The organism is Viridibacillus arenosi, assembly GCF_001955655.1.
Taxonomy (GTDB): Bacteria; Bacillota; Bacilli; order Bacillales_A; family Planococcaceae; genus Viridibacillus; species Viridibacillus arenosi.
Map to the genome: position 1 here is coordinate 118,800 of NZ_MSPW01000008.1, position 15,023 is coordinate 133,822.

Annotated in this window: 15 protein-coding genes and 1 pseudogene; 6 read left to right on the forward strand and 10 right to left on the reverse strand. The window is 32.5% G+C overall.

All coding sequences use genetic code 11. The annotated features are described in order from the left end of the window. Nucleotides 1-22 precede the first annotated feature (22 nt). The gene (locus BK137_RS15045) at nucleotides 23-1,186 is read right to left on the reverse strand and encodes a hypothetical protein (protein WP_076066861.1); all 1,164 of its coding nucleotides are present in this window, start codon (nucleotides 1,184-1,186) and stop codon (nucleotides 23-25) included. Between the two features lie 244 nt (nucleotides 1,187-1,430). Between BK137_RS15045 and BK137_RS15050 the strand changes: the two genes are divergently transcribed. The 4 genes from BK137_RS15050 to BK137_RS15065 all read left to right on the forward strand — a co-directional run bounded on the left by BK137_RS15050 (nucleotide 1,431) and on the right by BK137_RS15065 (nucleotide 3,900). Beyond that, on the forward strand, nucleotides 1,431-2,075 hold the full coding sequence (locus BK137_RS15050) for a BMQ_0737 family morphogenetic spore coat protein (RefSeq protein ID WP_038185346.1): 645 nt from the start codon (nucleotides 1,431-1,433) through the stop codon (nucleotides 2,073-2,075). A 142-nt stretch (nucleotides 2,076-2,217) separates the two neighbouring features. After that, nucleotides 2,218-2,793 carry a hypothetical protein gene (locus BK137_RS15055; protein ID WP_038185336.1) on the forward strand — a complete coding sequence of 192 codons (576 nt, stop codon included), beginning with the start codon at nucleotides 2,218-2,220 and terminating at the stop codon, nucleotides 2,791-2,793. Continuing rightward, a complete protein-coding gene (locus BK137_RS15060; RefSeq protein ID WP_038185334.1) occupies nucleotides 2,786-3,082 on the forward strand; it encodes a hypothetical protein in 297 nt (98 codons plus the stop codon). The genes BK137_RS15055 and BK137_RS15060 overlap by 8 nt, the downstream gene beginning before the upstream one ends. A 14-nt stretch (nucleotides 3,083-3,096) precedes the next feature. Next, nucleotides 3,097-3,900 (forward strand): hypothetical protein, encoded by an 804-nt coding sequence (locus tag BK137_RS15065; protein ID WP_038185331.1) that lies wholly within the window; start codon nucleotides 3,097-3,099, stop codon nucleotides 3,898-3,900. 581 nt (nucleotides 3,901-4,481) lie between these two features. Here the strand turns inward: BK137_RS15065 and BK137_RS15070 are convergent. Then, nucleotides 4,482-5,252, reverse strand: a complete 771-nt coding sequence (locus tag BK137_RS15070) for a beta-propeller fold lactonase family protein (protein ID WP_412104689.1) — start codon at nucleotides 5,250-5,252, stop codon at nucleotides 4,482-4,484. A gap of 367 nt (nucleotides 5,253-5,619) precedes the next feature. Continuing rightward, a pseudogene (locus BK137_RS15075) lies at nucleotides 5,620-6,123 on the reverse strand (hypothetical protein); the annotation flags it as partial. A gap of 464 nt (nucleotides 6,124-6,587) precedes the next feature. On the opposite strand from BK137_RS15075, the gene BK137_RS15080 reads away from it, so the two are divergent. Then, nucleotides 6,588-7,160 carry a protein kinase family protein gene (locus BK137_RS15080; RefSeq protein ID WP_235175736.1) on the forward strand — a complete coding sequence of 191 codons (573 nt, stop codon included), beginning with the start codon at nucleotides 6,588-6,590 and terminating at the stop codon, nucleotides 7,158-7,160. A gap of 63 nt (nucleotides 7,161-7,223) precedes the next feature. Here the strand turns inward: BK137_RS15080 and BK137_RS15085 are convergent, their stop codons facing one another. From BK137_RS15085 to BK137_RS15100, 4 genes are all read right to left on the reverse strand, one after another. Further along, the gene (locus BK137_RS15085) at nucleotides 7,224-7,697 is read right to left on the reverse strand and encodes a hypothetical protein (protein ID WP_038185318.1); all 474 of its coding nucleotides are present in this window, start codon (nucleotides 7,695-7,697) and stop codon (nucleotides 7,224-7,226) included. Between the two features lie 105 nt (nucleotides 7,698-7,802). Next, nucleotides 7,803-8,585: a class I SAM-dependent methyltransferase gene (locus tag BK137_RS15090; protein ID WP_038185316.1), complete on the reverse strand. Its 783-nt coding sequence runs from the start codon at nucleotides 8,583-8,585 to the stop codon at nucleotides 7,803-7,805. Between the two features lie 316 nt (nucleotides 8,586-8,901). Beyond that, nucleotides 8,902-9,807, reverse strand: coding sequence for a cation diffusion facilitator family transporter (locus BK137_RS15095; protein WP_038185314.1), 906 nt, complete (start codon nucleotides 9,805-9,807; stop codon nucleotides 8,902-8,904). 360 nt (nucleotides 9,808-10,167) lie between these two features. After that, on the reverse strand, nucleotides 10,168-11,526 hold the full coding sequence (locus BK137_RS15100) for a D-serine ammonia-lyase (protein WP_038185312.1): 1,359 nt from the start codon (nucleotides 11,524-11,526) through the stop codon (nucleotides 10,168-10,170). A gap of 150 nt (nucleotides 11,527-11,676) precedes the next feature. Between BK137_RS15100 and BK137_RS15105 the strand changes: the two genes are divergently transcribed. After that, nucleotides 11,677-12,222, forward strand: coding sequence for a helix-turn-helix domain-containing protein (locus tag BK137_RS15105; protein WP_038185309.1), 546 nt, complete (start codon nucleotides 11,677-11,679; stop codon nucleotides 12,220-12,222). A gap of 284 nt (nucleotides 12,223-12,506) precedes the next feature. Here the strand turns inward: BK137_RS15105 and rsiV are convergent, their stop codons facing one another. The 3 genes from rsiV to BK137_RS22365 all read right to left on the reverse strand — a co-directional run bounded on the left by rsiV (nucleotide 12,507) and on the right by BK137_RS22365 (nucleotide 14,841). Beyond that, nucleotides 12,507-13,373, reverse strand: a complete 867-nt coding sequence (gene rsiV, locus BK137_RS15110; RefSeq protein ID WP_038185308.1) for an anti-sigma-V factor RsiV — start codon at nucleotides 13,371-13,373, stop codon at nucleotides 12,507-12,509. Between the two features lie 19 nt (nucleotides 13,374-13,392). Continuing rightward, on the reverse strand, nucleotides 13,393-13,881 hold the full coding sequence (locus tag BK137_RS15115) for an RNA polymerase sigma factor SigV (RefSeq protein ID WP_038185307.1): 489 nt from the start codon (nucleotides 13,879-13,881) through the stop codon (nucleotides 13,393-13,395). 783 nt (nucleotides 13,882-14,664) lie between these two features. Beyond that, the gene (locus BK137_RS22365) at nucleotides 14,665-14,841 is read right to left on the reverse strand and encodes a hypothetical protein (RefSeq protein WP_164491929.1); all 177 of its coding nucleotides are present in this window, start codon (nucleotides 14,839-14,841) and stop codon (nucleotides 14,665-14,667) included. Nucleotides 14,842-15,023 lie beyond the last annotated feature (182 nt).

Sequence of the window (15,023 nt, forward strand, 5' to 3'; positions counted from 1 at the left end):
CTAAATGGTCCACAATTTTAAACTAACTCCATTTTCGAAAGAAATTGAAAAACAAAGAGTTCTTTTCTTTTTTTTGTCTTTCTTCAGTTGATTCTTCTTTTACCTCAGGTTGCTTGTTTAACTCTTTAATTTGTATATGGGTTTCAAATTTATTCTTTGGCGTAACTTCAAAGACTTCAAATTCGTCACTTTTTAAAGTAGGGGATGTATTTGTGTTGTCTTGCTCATGAACCACTTTAGAATCATCAAGAATGGCAGGCTCATGAACCACTTTAGAATCTTCAAGAATGGCAGGCTCATGAACCACTTTAGAATCATCAAGAATGGCAGGCTCATTTGTTATTACAGAGCTCGTTTTATCTATAGTGATGACAGTGTTATTAATTTTCTCGGGTTCTCCGTAATTAACTAAATCTTCCGTTTTAAGTTCATTATCAATGGAATTATGGATTTCAGCATGCGGTAAAATATTAGATTCATAAACTCTGATTGGTGTTTCCTGTGGGTTCATAGCATTTTTAAAATGAAAGGTGGATTCGGTGGTGGTATTTCTATATAAACCATTATATATTTGGCTTGGATGAGTATTTGTTGATTGAAAGTATTGTTGATTAAAATGGCGTTCTTCGGGTACATTTCTTTGATTTTCATTGCGAGCGAAGGGTATACCATTGTTTGTATCTAATTGCCCATTTGTAGCTTTACCTGCCAGACTTTGTAACATTTTATAAGATGGCTGTTTAGATGTAATCACCGATTGGCTTGTTGTCTGTGTAATTATCGGATCTCTCTGTGCACCGTTAGAAACAAATTTAGATGTGTTTTCAGTTTTAGCTGTAGTGGTTGGAGTTTCAGTCTTTTCAATCGTGAGTAATTTGTTTAGAGCACTTAGTATTTCTTGGTTCATTTTCTCATTCATTTGATTCAGAGACTCAATTTGTGTAGATAGAAGTTTTATCTGTTCCTCATGGCCACTGATTTGAGAATTCTGCTTATCTTCTATTGTTTCAGTTAGCCCTTCTATAAGTGCCATTTGCGTTTTAATCCCATTAAAATCCTTTTTTATAAAAAGATAATCATCATTTAAAGTCCCCATTTTTAATGAAGTTAACGTTTCCTTATAGGCATCTATTTTATTCTTCCAATTTTCAATGTCTTGAGTGGAGTACAATTTTGAATCTTCCATTATATTTCACTCCTTTCAGTCCATTAATATTTTATTAAAAATATTTACTTTCTGTTACAAATATACCGGTCCTTTCAAATATTTTAGTTTTTCCATAAGAAGAGGAGATGTAAGTAAAAACGATACATACTGATACTTAAGCATTTTAATAAAAATCAGAACGAATTTTTTATTAGCCCATGCACTTATAGGTATAAAACATATGATACAACGAAAGCTAAAATTTTTTGGAGGTGTCAAAAGGATGCAAGAGAATATGCCATCCCAGGCGCAGGAGCCGGAATTAATTTGTATTAACGTTGATAAGGTATTTGACTGGGTTGTAAAAGAAATGTCATTTGATATTTCCCCTACAGGAGCAGTTGCTTTTACAGGAGTAACACCAACTACTAGCTTAACGGGTGCAGTAGTAACAGGCAAAGTAGTTCCAGCAACAAATAATCCTATAGTAATTTTAAACCGTGAGAATCGCCAATACTCAATTGATGGTTCAACGGTATGTCTTCAACATCTAACTATTCAAAAGAATTTTATTCTTACGATAGTTGTTACTTTACCGAATGGAACTATGTTCACAAGCAATAATATTCCAGTTTCGCGTAGTGAACAAGTTACATTATGTGCGCCTAAAGGAACAGATGTAGAGATTTTATTCACAGATTTAGATTCTTTCGTTAGTACAACAGGAACATTAACAGCTGGAGACGGCACAATTACGTTTTCTGCACTAACAATTAATGTATCAGTATGCCAAAGTATTCAATCTACATTCCCAGTCACTGTGGAATTCTTAGCAACATTCTGCGAACCAAGAGCAGATTTACCATACACATGTCCGGGTGTAGTTCGTCCTCAGCCGTGTTCCGCTATTTTCCCAACTCTTGGCTAGGGGTACTAACACATAGAAGAAAATCATATCGTAAAGAGAGGTTAATCCTCTCTTTTTTTTTATGAAAGAATTCAAATATAGCTATCTCCAAAAAATGTGAATTCTTTAGTTAATTTAATACTATTGGTAAGGGGGACTAATTATGACTGCTCGTATTGTTCATGTGGAAGAAAAGATAAATGAACTAAAAAAACAAACGGATTTTTATGTTCATGAAATTAAACAATTGGTTGGTAAACTAATTATCCCGGATAGTGTCAACGTCATTAGTTATTTCACATCCACGTTCAATATTGCTTATAATCCGGATGAGGAGAGCTTATGCTTGGGCTCTTATCATATTCGCAATATAGGTAATCAGCCAATAACAAACCCGTATCTATGTATAAAACTGCCTGAAGACTCTCCATTCTCTTTCTCAGGAAGGTATGTCTATGAACATTTTGCACCGAAATTAAAAGGAAACAGTAGCTGGGAGCGAATCAATGATCAATCAAGCAAGGAGGAGTTCTGGCTTAGACCTATAGGAAAAACAACGTTAGAGCCAAACGAAACACTATCATTTCCTAATTTTCAGATCAAATGGGGTCATAACTTATCTTATTCAGGAAGTATCATAGGGTTTACATATTGTGATCAGCTAAAAGATGGTGTCGTCGTCTTAAATCCTATTAATCTCAATGGAATTAGTTATACACAGGGGGATGAAAATGAGTGAGTATGAAAATATGAATCAAAAAATAGATAGTGTTATCCATCAACTTATGAAGGAACAGCTTACGAATTTACCTAGCTATAGTAATAAAGAAAATAATAGCTTTGCTTATCTCGAAAAAGACACATTGAATCTACTTATTAATTATTTAATATCAGGAGAAAAGATAAAAGCTGAAGAAATGGGCGATGAAGAATTAGAAATTAATCTTATTAAACAGCTTGACGAGATGTTAGAGGAAAGTAAGAAGCAATTTGAAGAAGTGATTGGTTTACTTGAAAAATTGTCGTGATAGGAGGATCAAGTGTGGATAATGATATTGTTGAAAATAATGATCCTGTTCAGCTTCAGCAAATGATCATATTATTAAGAGCTGAATTAGAGAAATATAAAAATGAAGTTAAAAGGCTCAGAGATAGTGATTATTATTCACTAGTACTGAGAGTAGAGAGAGAAAATGTTCAATTAACAAAACAGAAAAAGGAGCTTTCGATGGAGCTTTTAAAGCAGAAGAGAGACCATGAAAAAAAAATAAAAACTTACTATGATGATATACAAGCAAGAGAAATCCAGCAGAAAAAACAACTTTCTTCGATAGAGGGTTTATTAAAAGTAGTAGAAGAACTGCGTGCAGAAAATGAGCTAATAAAGGAAACGTTAAAATCCACTAAAGATGAATTTCTTACTGTGAGTTCAGATGCTAATTATAGGACTTTAGTGGATGGCCTTGAAAATAAGTTGAATGTTTTTACAAGGGATATAAGCCAACAAATGAAGACTATAATTGAAGCCGTTGAAAGATCTCGTGTAGAACAAACTAATTCAGACAATCTTAATGAGCATTTAGCCATAGAAATAGAGGGGAAAAGCACTGAGATAGAAAAATTATCGAAAGAATTAGCGGATGTAAAAAAACATAGCTTTTCTCTAAGTGGAAAAATGATGATGAATCCAGAGGTCCTTACACAATTAGATTCTCAAGTAAATAAGGTATTGGCTCAATCAATGGATTTTGAAAAGCAGTTGAATCATAAATTACGCTTGCTTGATGACTTGGACCATAAATTGAACGAGCTTACTATAGAAATAACTACTGATAAAACTGTATAAAAGTATGTTGAAGAAGGCTGTTTCAAAAGAAAGACAAGACACATTTTTGAAGCAACAATTTTTATGTTTTTAGGATTCTACTTGTTGTTTCGTTTTTCGCCAATCAGGTTTTTACGGGCAGTTAATGCGAAATAAACATATGAGATTTCGGCTGATATGTAACATTAAGGACAAGTAATGGAATATTTCAACTATACTTGTTTAATATGTTACACAAAAAGAGACTGTTACAAATTTAGAGGCTCGATAAGCTGGTACAGATTTAGCTAATGAAAAACAGTGGGCTTGCTATCAGCACTACAAGATAATTATGACTTTTGACGCCTTTTTAAGTTTGAATTTAGTAGAAAGTATGAGTAGATTTACACTCTAACACCTAAATTCGTCTGTATAAGTAATCGCTTTCTCATTAACTGCTTTTACATTCGGAGTATATTTGAGCTGTTTTTGTTCATTTTTCGTAAAATCGCTACCATTATACCGAATCTGGGGGAGTGTCTGTTTTATTATTCATTTGAAACCCTTGAGCTCTTAGGACTCTGGATTATGAAATTAACTCGTTTGTATAAAAAGTTTATCTTCTATTGGCAGATTGTTCCGGTTTTTATACCAGTAGGACCGTTAAACCCTGAAATTGTATCGATTACAAAATTTGTTGCTATATCTATGACAGACACAGTATTGTCAAGTTGATTTGTGACATAAGCAAGTGTTCCATCCGGCAAGATGGTTACTTGGTCAGGAGATAGTCCTACAGGGATTGTAGCAATCACCGTATTTGTTGCAGTATTTATGACGGATACATTATTTGAGTTTTCATTTGCTACGTAAGCAAACGCACCATTCGGAGTAAAAGCTATACCTTGAGGTTGGAGCCCTACTGGAATTGTAGCAGTTACGGTATTTGTTGCTGTATTTATGACAGATACAGTGTTATCTCCATGATTTGCTACATAAGCAAGTGTTCCATTCGGTGAAATTGCTACACCAAGAGGATTAACTCCTACCAGAATAGTAGCGATTGGCGTGTTTGTTGCAGTATTAAAAACCGTTACATTATTCGATAAGAAAGCTGGAACATAACCAAGTGTTCCATTTGGTGAAATCGCTACTTCTAGTGGACCAGTTCCTACTGGAATAGTAGCGATTATAGTATTTGTCCCTGTATCAATCACTGATACTCTATTATCAGGAGTAGCTAGCTGACCAGCGTCTGTAACATATACGAGAAAGTTACAATTTGGTGGTACAGGTATAAATGGTGGGTTACAACTACAAGGGCAACAAAAGCCACAACAATGACAACGACAACTTGGATTTGATTTAAACTTGAACTTTTTAAAATTTTCCACATTGCACCTCCTTACTCTCATATATTGATACTATATGCAAACAGAATTATGTTTCTTGTACGATTACCTAGACCAAATACTTCTGGAAAGTATCGTGGAAGTGTTATTTAATAATAGAGATCTCAAAATAAATAAAGAATCGTAGCAAATGTCTCAGCCTTCACAACAAATGAATCAATGCTTCCAAAATATAGCCATTAACTCTTCAACAGGTAATTCATCAAAATAATAGTGATGAAATTTATTCATTAGAATATACTCATAGCAATTGATTTTACATGTTTTGGTATTTACTCAAAGGCTTAATTTAGACAGTAGATTATTTTAATGGCTAAGTTATCAATTTTCGATATATTTTCAGTTCAAGAATCAGAAAAAAAATAGATAATGAACACCTGTTTAAAAAGATTCCTTTGTTTGCGTTCGCTACACCGAGAGCAGGCAACCCAGCTCGTAACGCGGCTGGAAGTAGAACTGCACCAAGTAATGCAACCGCTGGAGATGGCCAGAAGAACCATGAAATGATCATCATTAAAATTCCAATAATCCAGAAGGCAAGAGTCGGGTTTTTGAAGAATTTAGTAAAAGGTGCAATCATGACATCATTAATGCCGGACTTAGATAACACAGAGCTCATAGCGACAATAATAGAAATGATTAATATGGTCGACATTAATTCGGTAATTGCATAGATAAAACTATTAAAAACGCCACTTATGGAGGCAGTTAAACTCCCTGTTGCAAAAATTGCTAACATGAAAATGCCAATAATACAAATGAGGGTAGTATCTCGACGCTTCACCATAAACCCAATAATCAATACAATGAAAACAACATAAATCCAATGGAGAGCTGTAAATTCTATTCCCATACTTTTCCCCCTCTAATAGGTCTGATTATAGAATATGAAGGGTTATAAATATGTTGCCTACTGCCCAGAACTAAATTTTTTGTATGGGCTAAATGGATGGAATGTATATTTTTTATAAATAAATTTGAGAAATACTTTAGTGTAAAGTCACATAAAGTGCATTAATTGACGTTTGGCTAACGAACATCTATAATGAAAATAATAAGAAAATTGAATATAATAATCCTCCGTTTAAGGGGAGTAGCTATACAATAAAATCGTCAATACAGGATGAATATCCTCGGTTTTATTGGCAACTTTTGATAGTTGTTTGCGAGACCTTACCGATTTTTTGGTAAGGTCTTTTTTAAGAAAAGGCGTTATAACCAACAAATCGGTTATAACGCCTTTTCTTATTGCTAAAATAATGAATACTACAGAACGGAGTTGCTATTATTCTTATATTCCACGAGCTTGCTGCAAGTGTGAAAATTGAATCTGATAATCAACATACGCTACTTGACTATGATAAATCATTAACATTAATTGGTCAGGGGAGAAGTGCCTATGTATTTAGAATTAAACAAACAGGAAAAGCGATGAAAGTATTTTTTCCGGAATATATGTATATTGCTGAGGAAGAAGCAGAAATCTATAAAGTAGTTCAGGAAATCACTTATTATCCAACTCTTTATGATGCAGGGTCAAATTATTTAGTTATTGATTATATAGAAGGAACTACGCTTTTTGACTGTCTAACAAATGGTATTCCAATCTCACAAGAAGTCGTTCGAGATATTGATATCGCTTTACAATTAGCAAAGCAAGAAGGATTAAATCCATCTGACGTTCATTTAAGAAACATCTTAATTACATCAGATTTGCAAGTAAAGATTATAGACGTGGCTAGATTTAGACAAACGAAGGACTGTAACCAATGGCTCGACTTGAAAAAGGCATTTTACTGTTATTATGAAAAACGCTATTTTCCAAAGAAGATTCCAGAATTCATGTTAAATGGTATTGCTATGCTCTATAAAAAGAATCTTCTTAAATAAGAGTCAAATAATTGACAACAAAGAGTAAAGGGCTATCCAATAACTGATAGCCCTATCCCATATCTATTTTACTGACGAAAACCAACTGTTCCACTTATCCTGTGTGGTTTCGTAAACACCATCTTGTTTTGTTTTAAGATAATAAGTTGTTCCTATTTCCGCTTTGGATAAATCTTTGTAGGCAACAATTTTTTTGTATTCTATTCTCTTCCCAATATAAGCTTGTACTGTTGATGGTAAGCCAATTGTTTGGGAGACCTTGAAAGCTGAGCCAAATTCATCAACTTTAAACGCAACAAGTTTTGTTGTTGTTTTAACTTTCCCATTTATTTTCGTTTTCACCGTGACGATTTTGTACACTTTGGCTTGACCTTCTGCTGTGTAATAGTCATAAGTCGTAATAGGTGGCTTAGGTGATAGCGGAATGATTGATGTCTCTGCATGTACTATATCAATTTCGCTATTAGGTGCTGAAACGCCTGTTAGAACAATACCACTTGCTAATAATCCAGTAACGAGTGTTTTGACAACTTTCATTTCAATACCAACTCCTTGTGTGAGTATGACTTTTTAAGTGAATACTTTGAATTCAAAAATATTATACCCAAAAAAGTTTTTAATAACCTAAGTGGCAGACACTTATTAATCTTTTATAGCTTTCCAAATAGTCCATCTATCTTTTTCGGTAATGATCTTGTTATCATTTGAAGCCAGCTGTTCTTTAATATACGATACGAGTTCTTCAAGTTGCTTGTCACTCAAGTCATGTAGAATGGATCTTCCAGTTCTATTTAATAAATCTGTTTCTAGATCAGTTAGCACTTTATATGTCTTTCTTGTTTCCCAAAACGAAAAACCTTGTGGATCTTTGAATCCTTCTACTAGTAATGTTTGAATGACTTTTTCACTTGAATGTCTTCTTACAGTTTCTTTACTCACTAAGGATGGATATTTGGAGAAAAAATAACCTCTTATGTGAGTAGAACTTCCTTCAAGTATGCAATCTTCAGGTGTTCTATCTTGAATAATGAAAATACCGCCTGGTTTTAACAATTGATAAGCTTCTTTAAAACAACTGTCCAAATCATTAATATGATGGATGATTGCTCTTTCTAAAATAATGTCATATTGTTCTTTTTTTAGTTGAGAATTTAAGGCATTACCTAAATGGAAATTGATGTTGGTATAACTTTTGCAGTTCTCTTTGGCTGAAGACAATATTTGCTCGGAAAAATCTAATCCCGTAACAAAAGAAGCGCCCATTTCTGCAAATGCTTTTGTGTAAATACCTCCACCACATCCAATATCTAAAACGTTTTTACCTTCAATCACACAAATTGACTGGATCATATTCACCCAAGTATCATCTGCTTGTCGCTTGGCATAAGTAGAACGGTTATCCTGACTATGAAAATCAATCGCCATAAAATGACCTCCTTTTCTTAATAACGTTAAGATAATTGTGAATCTAAATTAGAAATAAGTAAATGTTATTAATATTATAATAATCGATCAATATTTCTTATATGTAAGTTTCAAGCATTTATGATTAAACCCCATAAAAAAATGCTCACTCTAAATGAGTGAGCGAAACTAAAAATAAGGGCTATAAAAGGAAGATTTCTCCTTAACTATATACTTAATTAACAGAAAAGTCTATCATTTAACATCGATTTTTTAAAAAATGTTTCGTAAGGCAAAATAAATGTGAATAGAACATTCAAATAAGTAAGTAAAGGCTTTAAGCTTTGTCAATTTCGTACCAAGGATTTAGGTGAATAAGAACTTCATCGACATCAGGTTGATTTTCCATTATAGTTTTTTTGATTTTGCGAATAATATCATGACCTTCTTGAATTGTTAATTCACCTTGCACACCTACTCTAAGATCCACCAATACATAATGTCCATGTTCTCTAGCTCGTAGACGATCTATTCGTTTCACTTCTGGAATAGTAAGTATTAAAGTCATAAAGTTATCCAATCTTTCCTTGCTAACACTTTTTTCCATAAGAGTATCTATCGCTTCTATTATCATGCCATATGCAAGTTTAAAAACTAAAATGGTTACAATGATACCCGCAATTGGATCTCCGTAAGTAAGGATTTGAATATGATAAATCTCTCCAACTAGTGCAAGGCCAATTCCCAATACGGCTGCTAATGAAGCATACACATCTGCTAGATGATCATAGGCAGTTGCAATTAAGCCTTTACTATTCGTTCTTTTACCAATTCTAATCGTATATACGTATAAAACTTGCTTCCATACGAGTGAAATAATTGCAGTAATAAAAGCTATTACACTTGCTTTCTCAGGTTCATGAAAGAATGCTGAAAAAGATTCAAAGGCAATATAAATTGCTGCTAGTAATAAAATTATACCAACAATGGCAGAGCTGATTACTTCAGCTTTACCGTGGCCATAAGGATGGTCTTCATCTGCAGGACGTTTTGAAATACGCATTGAAGTTAAAGCAGCACCACTTGCAATAACATCACCAGCGTTATGATAACCATCTGCAAGAAGAACAGGGCTATTGAAGAGAGTACCTACAACAATTTTAAGAATTGTTAAAATAATATTGCTTATTAAACTAATCCACCCAGCAAGTATTGAACCATTTGAATTTGTGACTTGATTCATAAATTTGCACCCCCAATAAAAATCTTTCCCAAGAGCAACAAAAACCCTCGACTGGTTTTAGTCGAGGGTTTTTGTTGTTGAAATATATAGTTTTCGTGAATTTGTAGTTTGAATCATATTTATCACTCACTATTTTTAGGCATTTTATAATTTTACCATGAAATTTTTGGAGGAGCAATATGAATTATTTTTATTTCTTCCACTGTTCATGCATATTGCTAGTAAAGTAATTTCGGAAATTAAAGCAAAGCCACTAATGGATTATCTAACCGGTTTAAGGCAATAGCTGAACTTCAGAAGTTCTAGCAGGGGAGGGAGTCTATAAACTAACGAGAGCTTTTCTTAATAAGAAAAAGAAAATCATTTATTTTCTAACGATAATTTTAAACCTGTTTGATAGTATTGCGTCATCATTTCTTCAGGAACCATGCTTCCACCAGTTCCCCAAATAATATGTGTACCTTTACTCATCTTTTCCTTTAAATTATGGTTCTGTAAATAATCGATGCCCTCTTTGCATAATTTACTTGGTCCTATCATGCCTGCTAATGCAGAAGGTTCTAAATGAATGCCCTCAGTATCGACTAGTTCTTTTAGTAACATATACAACTGTTCATCGCTAACCGTATAATTACCACTTAAAAAAGGCTCCATAGTTTTACCGACAAACCCAGATGGCTTTCCTACAGCAAGCCCATCTGCATCTGTAACATTATCTATACCAAAATCTTGTACAGAAACTTGATCATGAAGTCCAGTCATTAAACCAAGTAACATACAAGGTGAGTGGGTAGGTTCTGCAAAGAAACAGTGAACATGATCTTGATACAATAATTTTAAACCAAAAGCTACGCCTCCAGGACCACCACCTACTCCACATGGAAGGTAAACAAATAAAGGATGATTTTCGTCTATTGTTACCTCTAGCTCTTCCAATTGTTTCTTCAATCGACTTGCAGCCACTGCATAGCCTAAAAATAGGTCGTGAGAATTTTCATCATCTACAAAATAACATGTTGGGTCACTATCAGCTTGAATTCGACCTTCCTCCACTGCTTTACTATAATCAGCTTCATATTCAATAACTTTGACATTTTTACTTCTAAGCAAGTCTTTTTTCCACTGTTTTGCATCAGCTGACATATGAACAGTAACATTAAACCCTAATTTTGCACTGATGATGCCAATACTAAGTCCTAAATTTCCAGTCGAGCCTACAGCGATTGAATATTGTGAAAAGAACTTTCGAAATCTATCACTATCTAAAATCGAATAATCATCTTGAATTGTTAACAAATTATGCTGAAAAGCTAAGTCTTCTGCATGTTTGAGAATTTCATAAATACCACCTCGTGCTTTAATAGATCCTGAGATAGGAAGGTGACTATCACATTTAAGTAATAATTCACCTAATATAGGTTGTTGATATCCCTGTTCTAATGAACGTTTCATGTCAGGAATTCTGACTAAAGGAGACTCTATGATCCCATTCGTTTCTTTTGTTTCAGGGAAAACATTGGCGATATATGGAGCGAAACGTTTTAATCTTTCCTCTGCATCTCTTACATCTTCTTTAGTAAGAGGGGATTTATTAATTCCTGTTTGAAAATTTTTAACATTTGGATTCATCCAAAATACTTCTTCCAAAGAAATGAGTTTGTTTAGTAAAGGATATTGTTCTTTCAATTTTTGTATTTCTTTGCTTTCAATTTCTTTCATATGTTTGATCCTCCTAATTTTCTTGTAGCAAGTCGTTTTATAAATTATAATTAAATAAATTTAAATACAGTTTAACATACAATTACTGTGATATTAATTTAAATTTAATTATTTTTAATTAAATTTAACGTATTTTAAGGAGTATCGATAATGGAGAATATAGACATTGGTAAGAAAGTAGAAAAATTTAGAAAAGCTAAAGGATTAAGTAGTAGAGAATTAGCAAAATTAGCTGAAATTACACCTTCAATGTTAAGCCAGATTGAACGAGGTTTAGCTAATCCGTCAATTCAAACACTAAAAGTCTTAGCTAAAACTCTAAATGTTCCAACTTTTAGTTTTCTACTTGAAGAAATAGTTACGGAGGATTTAATCGTTAGGTCCAACAATCGTAAGAAAATAATCATTGATAATTTAACCTATGAGTTATTGTCACCTGATTTTACAGGGAATTTGGCAACAGCATTAATGAAAGTACCTTCGAATTCTTCCTCATCAGAAAATCCTTTAGAACATAGAGGAGAGGAAGTGGCATATATTTTGGAAGGAAAAATTAAGTTATATTTGGATGAAGATGAATATGTATTAGAAGCTGGTGATAGTGTGAAGATACCAGCAAATTTGAAACATAAATGGGAAAATAATTTTGTTGAAAATGCAGTTGTTTTATTTTCAGTTACCCCACCTGCGTTTTAATATAGATAAATGTAATCTGTTCTTTAAGAATGGGATGTAATTGTTGAGAATCTTTTTAAATAATGATATTTTTGTTTGTTTTGAGAAAAATGAATCTTGGATGGAGAAAAAAACACACATAACACTGTTCCATTTCTGAAAGGTGCTATGTGTGTATAGTTTATTAAAATTAAACAACTTTATTGGCATGAGAAAATCTTCTATTATCTTGCTAAAAGTTTTTTGATAAATGATTGTTAAAAAATTTATATGTTATCAACAGCAATCAAATGTTGAAAAAATAGCTATTTTATATATTCATTACTCACTAATTCATTTTGGATGACTTCAGTTGGAATTATAAACTCAACTAAACCCATATAACCAGGAGAAACTTCATATTTATCAAATGAAATTACTAATTTACCTTTGTTATTTATATAGAAATTTTGATCTTTAACTATCTTTTCAAATGGATCAAATACTAACTCTTTACCGGTTCCACTTACCCAATAAGTCAATTCCGCATCCTCTTTCATTTGTGTTCTCATTTGCTCTTGTATATTTTCACTAATAGCTTTTATATAATTTTCATTCTTAAATAAGCTTGGCAGTGTTATATAAATTTCCTTTTCTTTGTCAATTGTATCAAATTTTATTGTCGTTGATGAAGAACCAACAGTATTTACATAATATCTTCCGATTGAAAGAAGTTGTTTGGTGTCTGTTTTAATTTCATAACCACTATTTTCACCTAAATGTCCGCCTCCATTTTTCTTCAGCTCTTTCTTATCGGCTAAAAATTCTTGATATAATTGTTCATTCTCTTTTAAATATTTTTCGTTTAGACTGCTTTCTAATTCTTTGTTGTCTAAGTTAGTTATTGCTGGAACTTTATAGTCTGCTTTGTAAGTACCTTCATCAACTTTAAACTCTCTAAACGTAATTAATTTCACAACTTTATCTAAAATCGGAATATCGGAAAAAGCATAAGCAATCGTTGAACTTGTATTGACACTCGTCATAAACAAAGCTGCTGCAACTGCAATACCAAAATACAATTTTTTTAGCTTTCTTTTCCTTGGAAATAATGAGTGCTTAACTACTGATTCTATTTCTTCTGGTATTTCAATTTCTTTATATTCTTTTATCAGTTGTTTCATTCTCTTCATTCTTTTGAACCTCCTGGATTCACTCTTCTAATTCTATTTTCAATAACTTTAATGCTTTATATAATCTTGTTTTAATAGTATTAACATTTTCTTCTAATACATTGGCTATTTCATCAATTTTCATATCTTCAAAAAAGCGAAGCATAATAATGGCGCGATATGAATTGGGTAGCGATTCAATTGCTTTTTTCAAATCCATATTGGTATATTCATCAGTTACACCAGCTAAATGATATTCAATGTCATCTGTTTCCATCATAATTACTTTTTTTAGCTTTCTTATGCCATCAATTGAAGTATTGATTACTATTCGGTACATCCAACTTTTCATTACTGACTCATCTTCAAGCGTATGAAGCGAACTTAATCCTTTTCGAATAGATTCCTGGACAACATCTAAAGCATCTTGTTGATTTTTCATATAACTATAAGAAAAGCGATATAGGTTTGTATGATTTTCAGTTACAAACTTTATGTAAGCCTTCTCTAATTTTCTTCTTTTGAACATAAAATTACTCCCTTGATACGTATCAAATTTGTATACGGTGCTAAGACGTAGGACTAATGTAAAAAGTTTTATGTAATTTAAACCTTTTTTCAGTACTATTTTTGCTCTAGTGAAGTAACAATCAAGTTGAGGGAGATATATCTTGTGTAATTGAATAAATAAAATAAGAAAGATCATTTCTTGTAGAATCAATTCACCCACAATGAATTCTATAAAAAGTCTTTCCTATGAAACAAGTTACAACAGATATTTTTCAATACCCAGTAACGTGGATATTGTGAAGATATTTCGTAATTAGCTAGTATTAATCGTAAACAAGCACTAAAAGTAAGAACTTACAGCTTTTTAGACTAATGAAAGTACAATCACATGGTCTTTAGCTTCCATAACTCTAGAAATGTACATATTCACGGATCCAGTATTTATTTCAATAACTAGACGTGTGGAAGATACAGAGGGGGAGGATGAGGATCTTATAACAGAAGAAGGTTATCTTAAAGTAATTGGATAAAGCAAATATAAACTATTGTCTAAACATCTAATTAAAGGGAATAATGTTATTTCGAAAACGATTCAATTACCAACTATGAAATTGAATCGAGAATCTCGGATTGAAGATAAGGGTCCTCAAAAATATATAAGTATACAGCAAATATTTTATAGTTTATGTACTGCTAATCTAAATAGAAGAAGTGATCCTAATAGATTTTGAACTGAAACCCGAGTAGTAGACACTGAAAAAAGTGGCCCTATTCGGAGTTCAGTTTAATCATTCATGTTTAACTATTTTTTACTTTTATTTGATTTTTTACTTTTATTATTTGATTTAGCATCAAATTCAGCAGCAAATTCTTCGTTGTTGTTGGGGTCATTGTTGTTACTGTTGTAGCTACTATTACTGTTGTCGATATTCTTGTTATGATTTCTTTCGTTTTTTGTTTTGTTATTGTTCTTAGACATGGATCTTCACCTCCTAGAGTGTAAGGTGCACAGTAATAGAATGTTTTATTCTTAATTAAAATTTCTTCATATAAAACTTAACAGGGAGATTGGATACTAATTAAATCACCCTGAATTTTGTCACTTTTATCTGGAAATAAATGATAGTATCAATAATATGAGCATAGTTAATATTGCTTTAA

Bases quoted from the DNA above. Each gene is read 5' to 3' on its own strand.
- BK137_RS15105 (WP_038185309.1), top strand. From the start codon at position 11,677: ATGGAGAATATAGACATTGGTAAGAAAGTAGAAAAATTTAGAAAAGCT.
- BK137_RS15095 (WP_038185314.1), bottom strand. From the start codon at position 9,807: ATGAATCAAGTCACAAATTCAAATGGTTCAATACTTGCTGGGTGGATT.
- BK137_RS15115 (WP_038185307.1), bottom strand. From the start codon at position 13,881: ATGTTCAAAAGAAGAAAATTAGAGAAGGCTTACATAAAGTTTGTAACT.
- BK137_RS15090 (WP_038185316.1), bottom strand. From the start codon at position 8,585: ATGGCGATTGATTTTCATAGTCAGGATAACCGTTCTACTTATGCCAAG.
- BK137_RS15055 (WP_038185336.1), top strand. From the start codon at position 2,218: ATGACTGCTCGTATTGTTCATGTGGAAGAAAAGATAAATGAACTAAAA.
- BK137_RS15045 (WP_076066861.1), bottom strand. From the start codon at position 1,186: ATGGAAGATTCAAAATTGTACTCCACTCAAGACATTGAAAATTGGAAG.
- BK137_RS15050 (WP_038185346.1), top strand. From the start codon at position 1,431: ATGCAAGAGAATATGCCATCCCAGGCGCAGGAGCCGGAATTAATTTGT.
- BK137_RS15100 (WP_038185312.1), bottom strand. From the start codon at position 11,526: ATGAAAGAAATTGAAAGCAAAGAAATACAAAAATTGAAAGAACAATAT.
- BK137_RS22365 (WP_164491929.1), bottom strand. From the start codon at position 14,841: ATGTCTAAGAACAATAACAAAACAAAAAACGAAAGAAATCATAACAAG.
- BK137_RS15060 (WP_038185334.1), top strand. From the start codon at position 2,786: ATGAGTGAGTATGAAAATATGAATCAAAAAATAGATAGTGTTATCCAT.
- rsiV (WP_038185308.1), bottom strand. From the start codon at position 13,373: ATGAAGAGAATGAAACAACTGATAAAAGAATATAAAGAAATTGAAATA.
- BK137_RS15085 (WP_038185318.1), bottom strand. From the start codon at position 7,697: ATGAAAGTTGTCAAAACACTCGTTACTGGATTATTAGCAAGTGGTATT.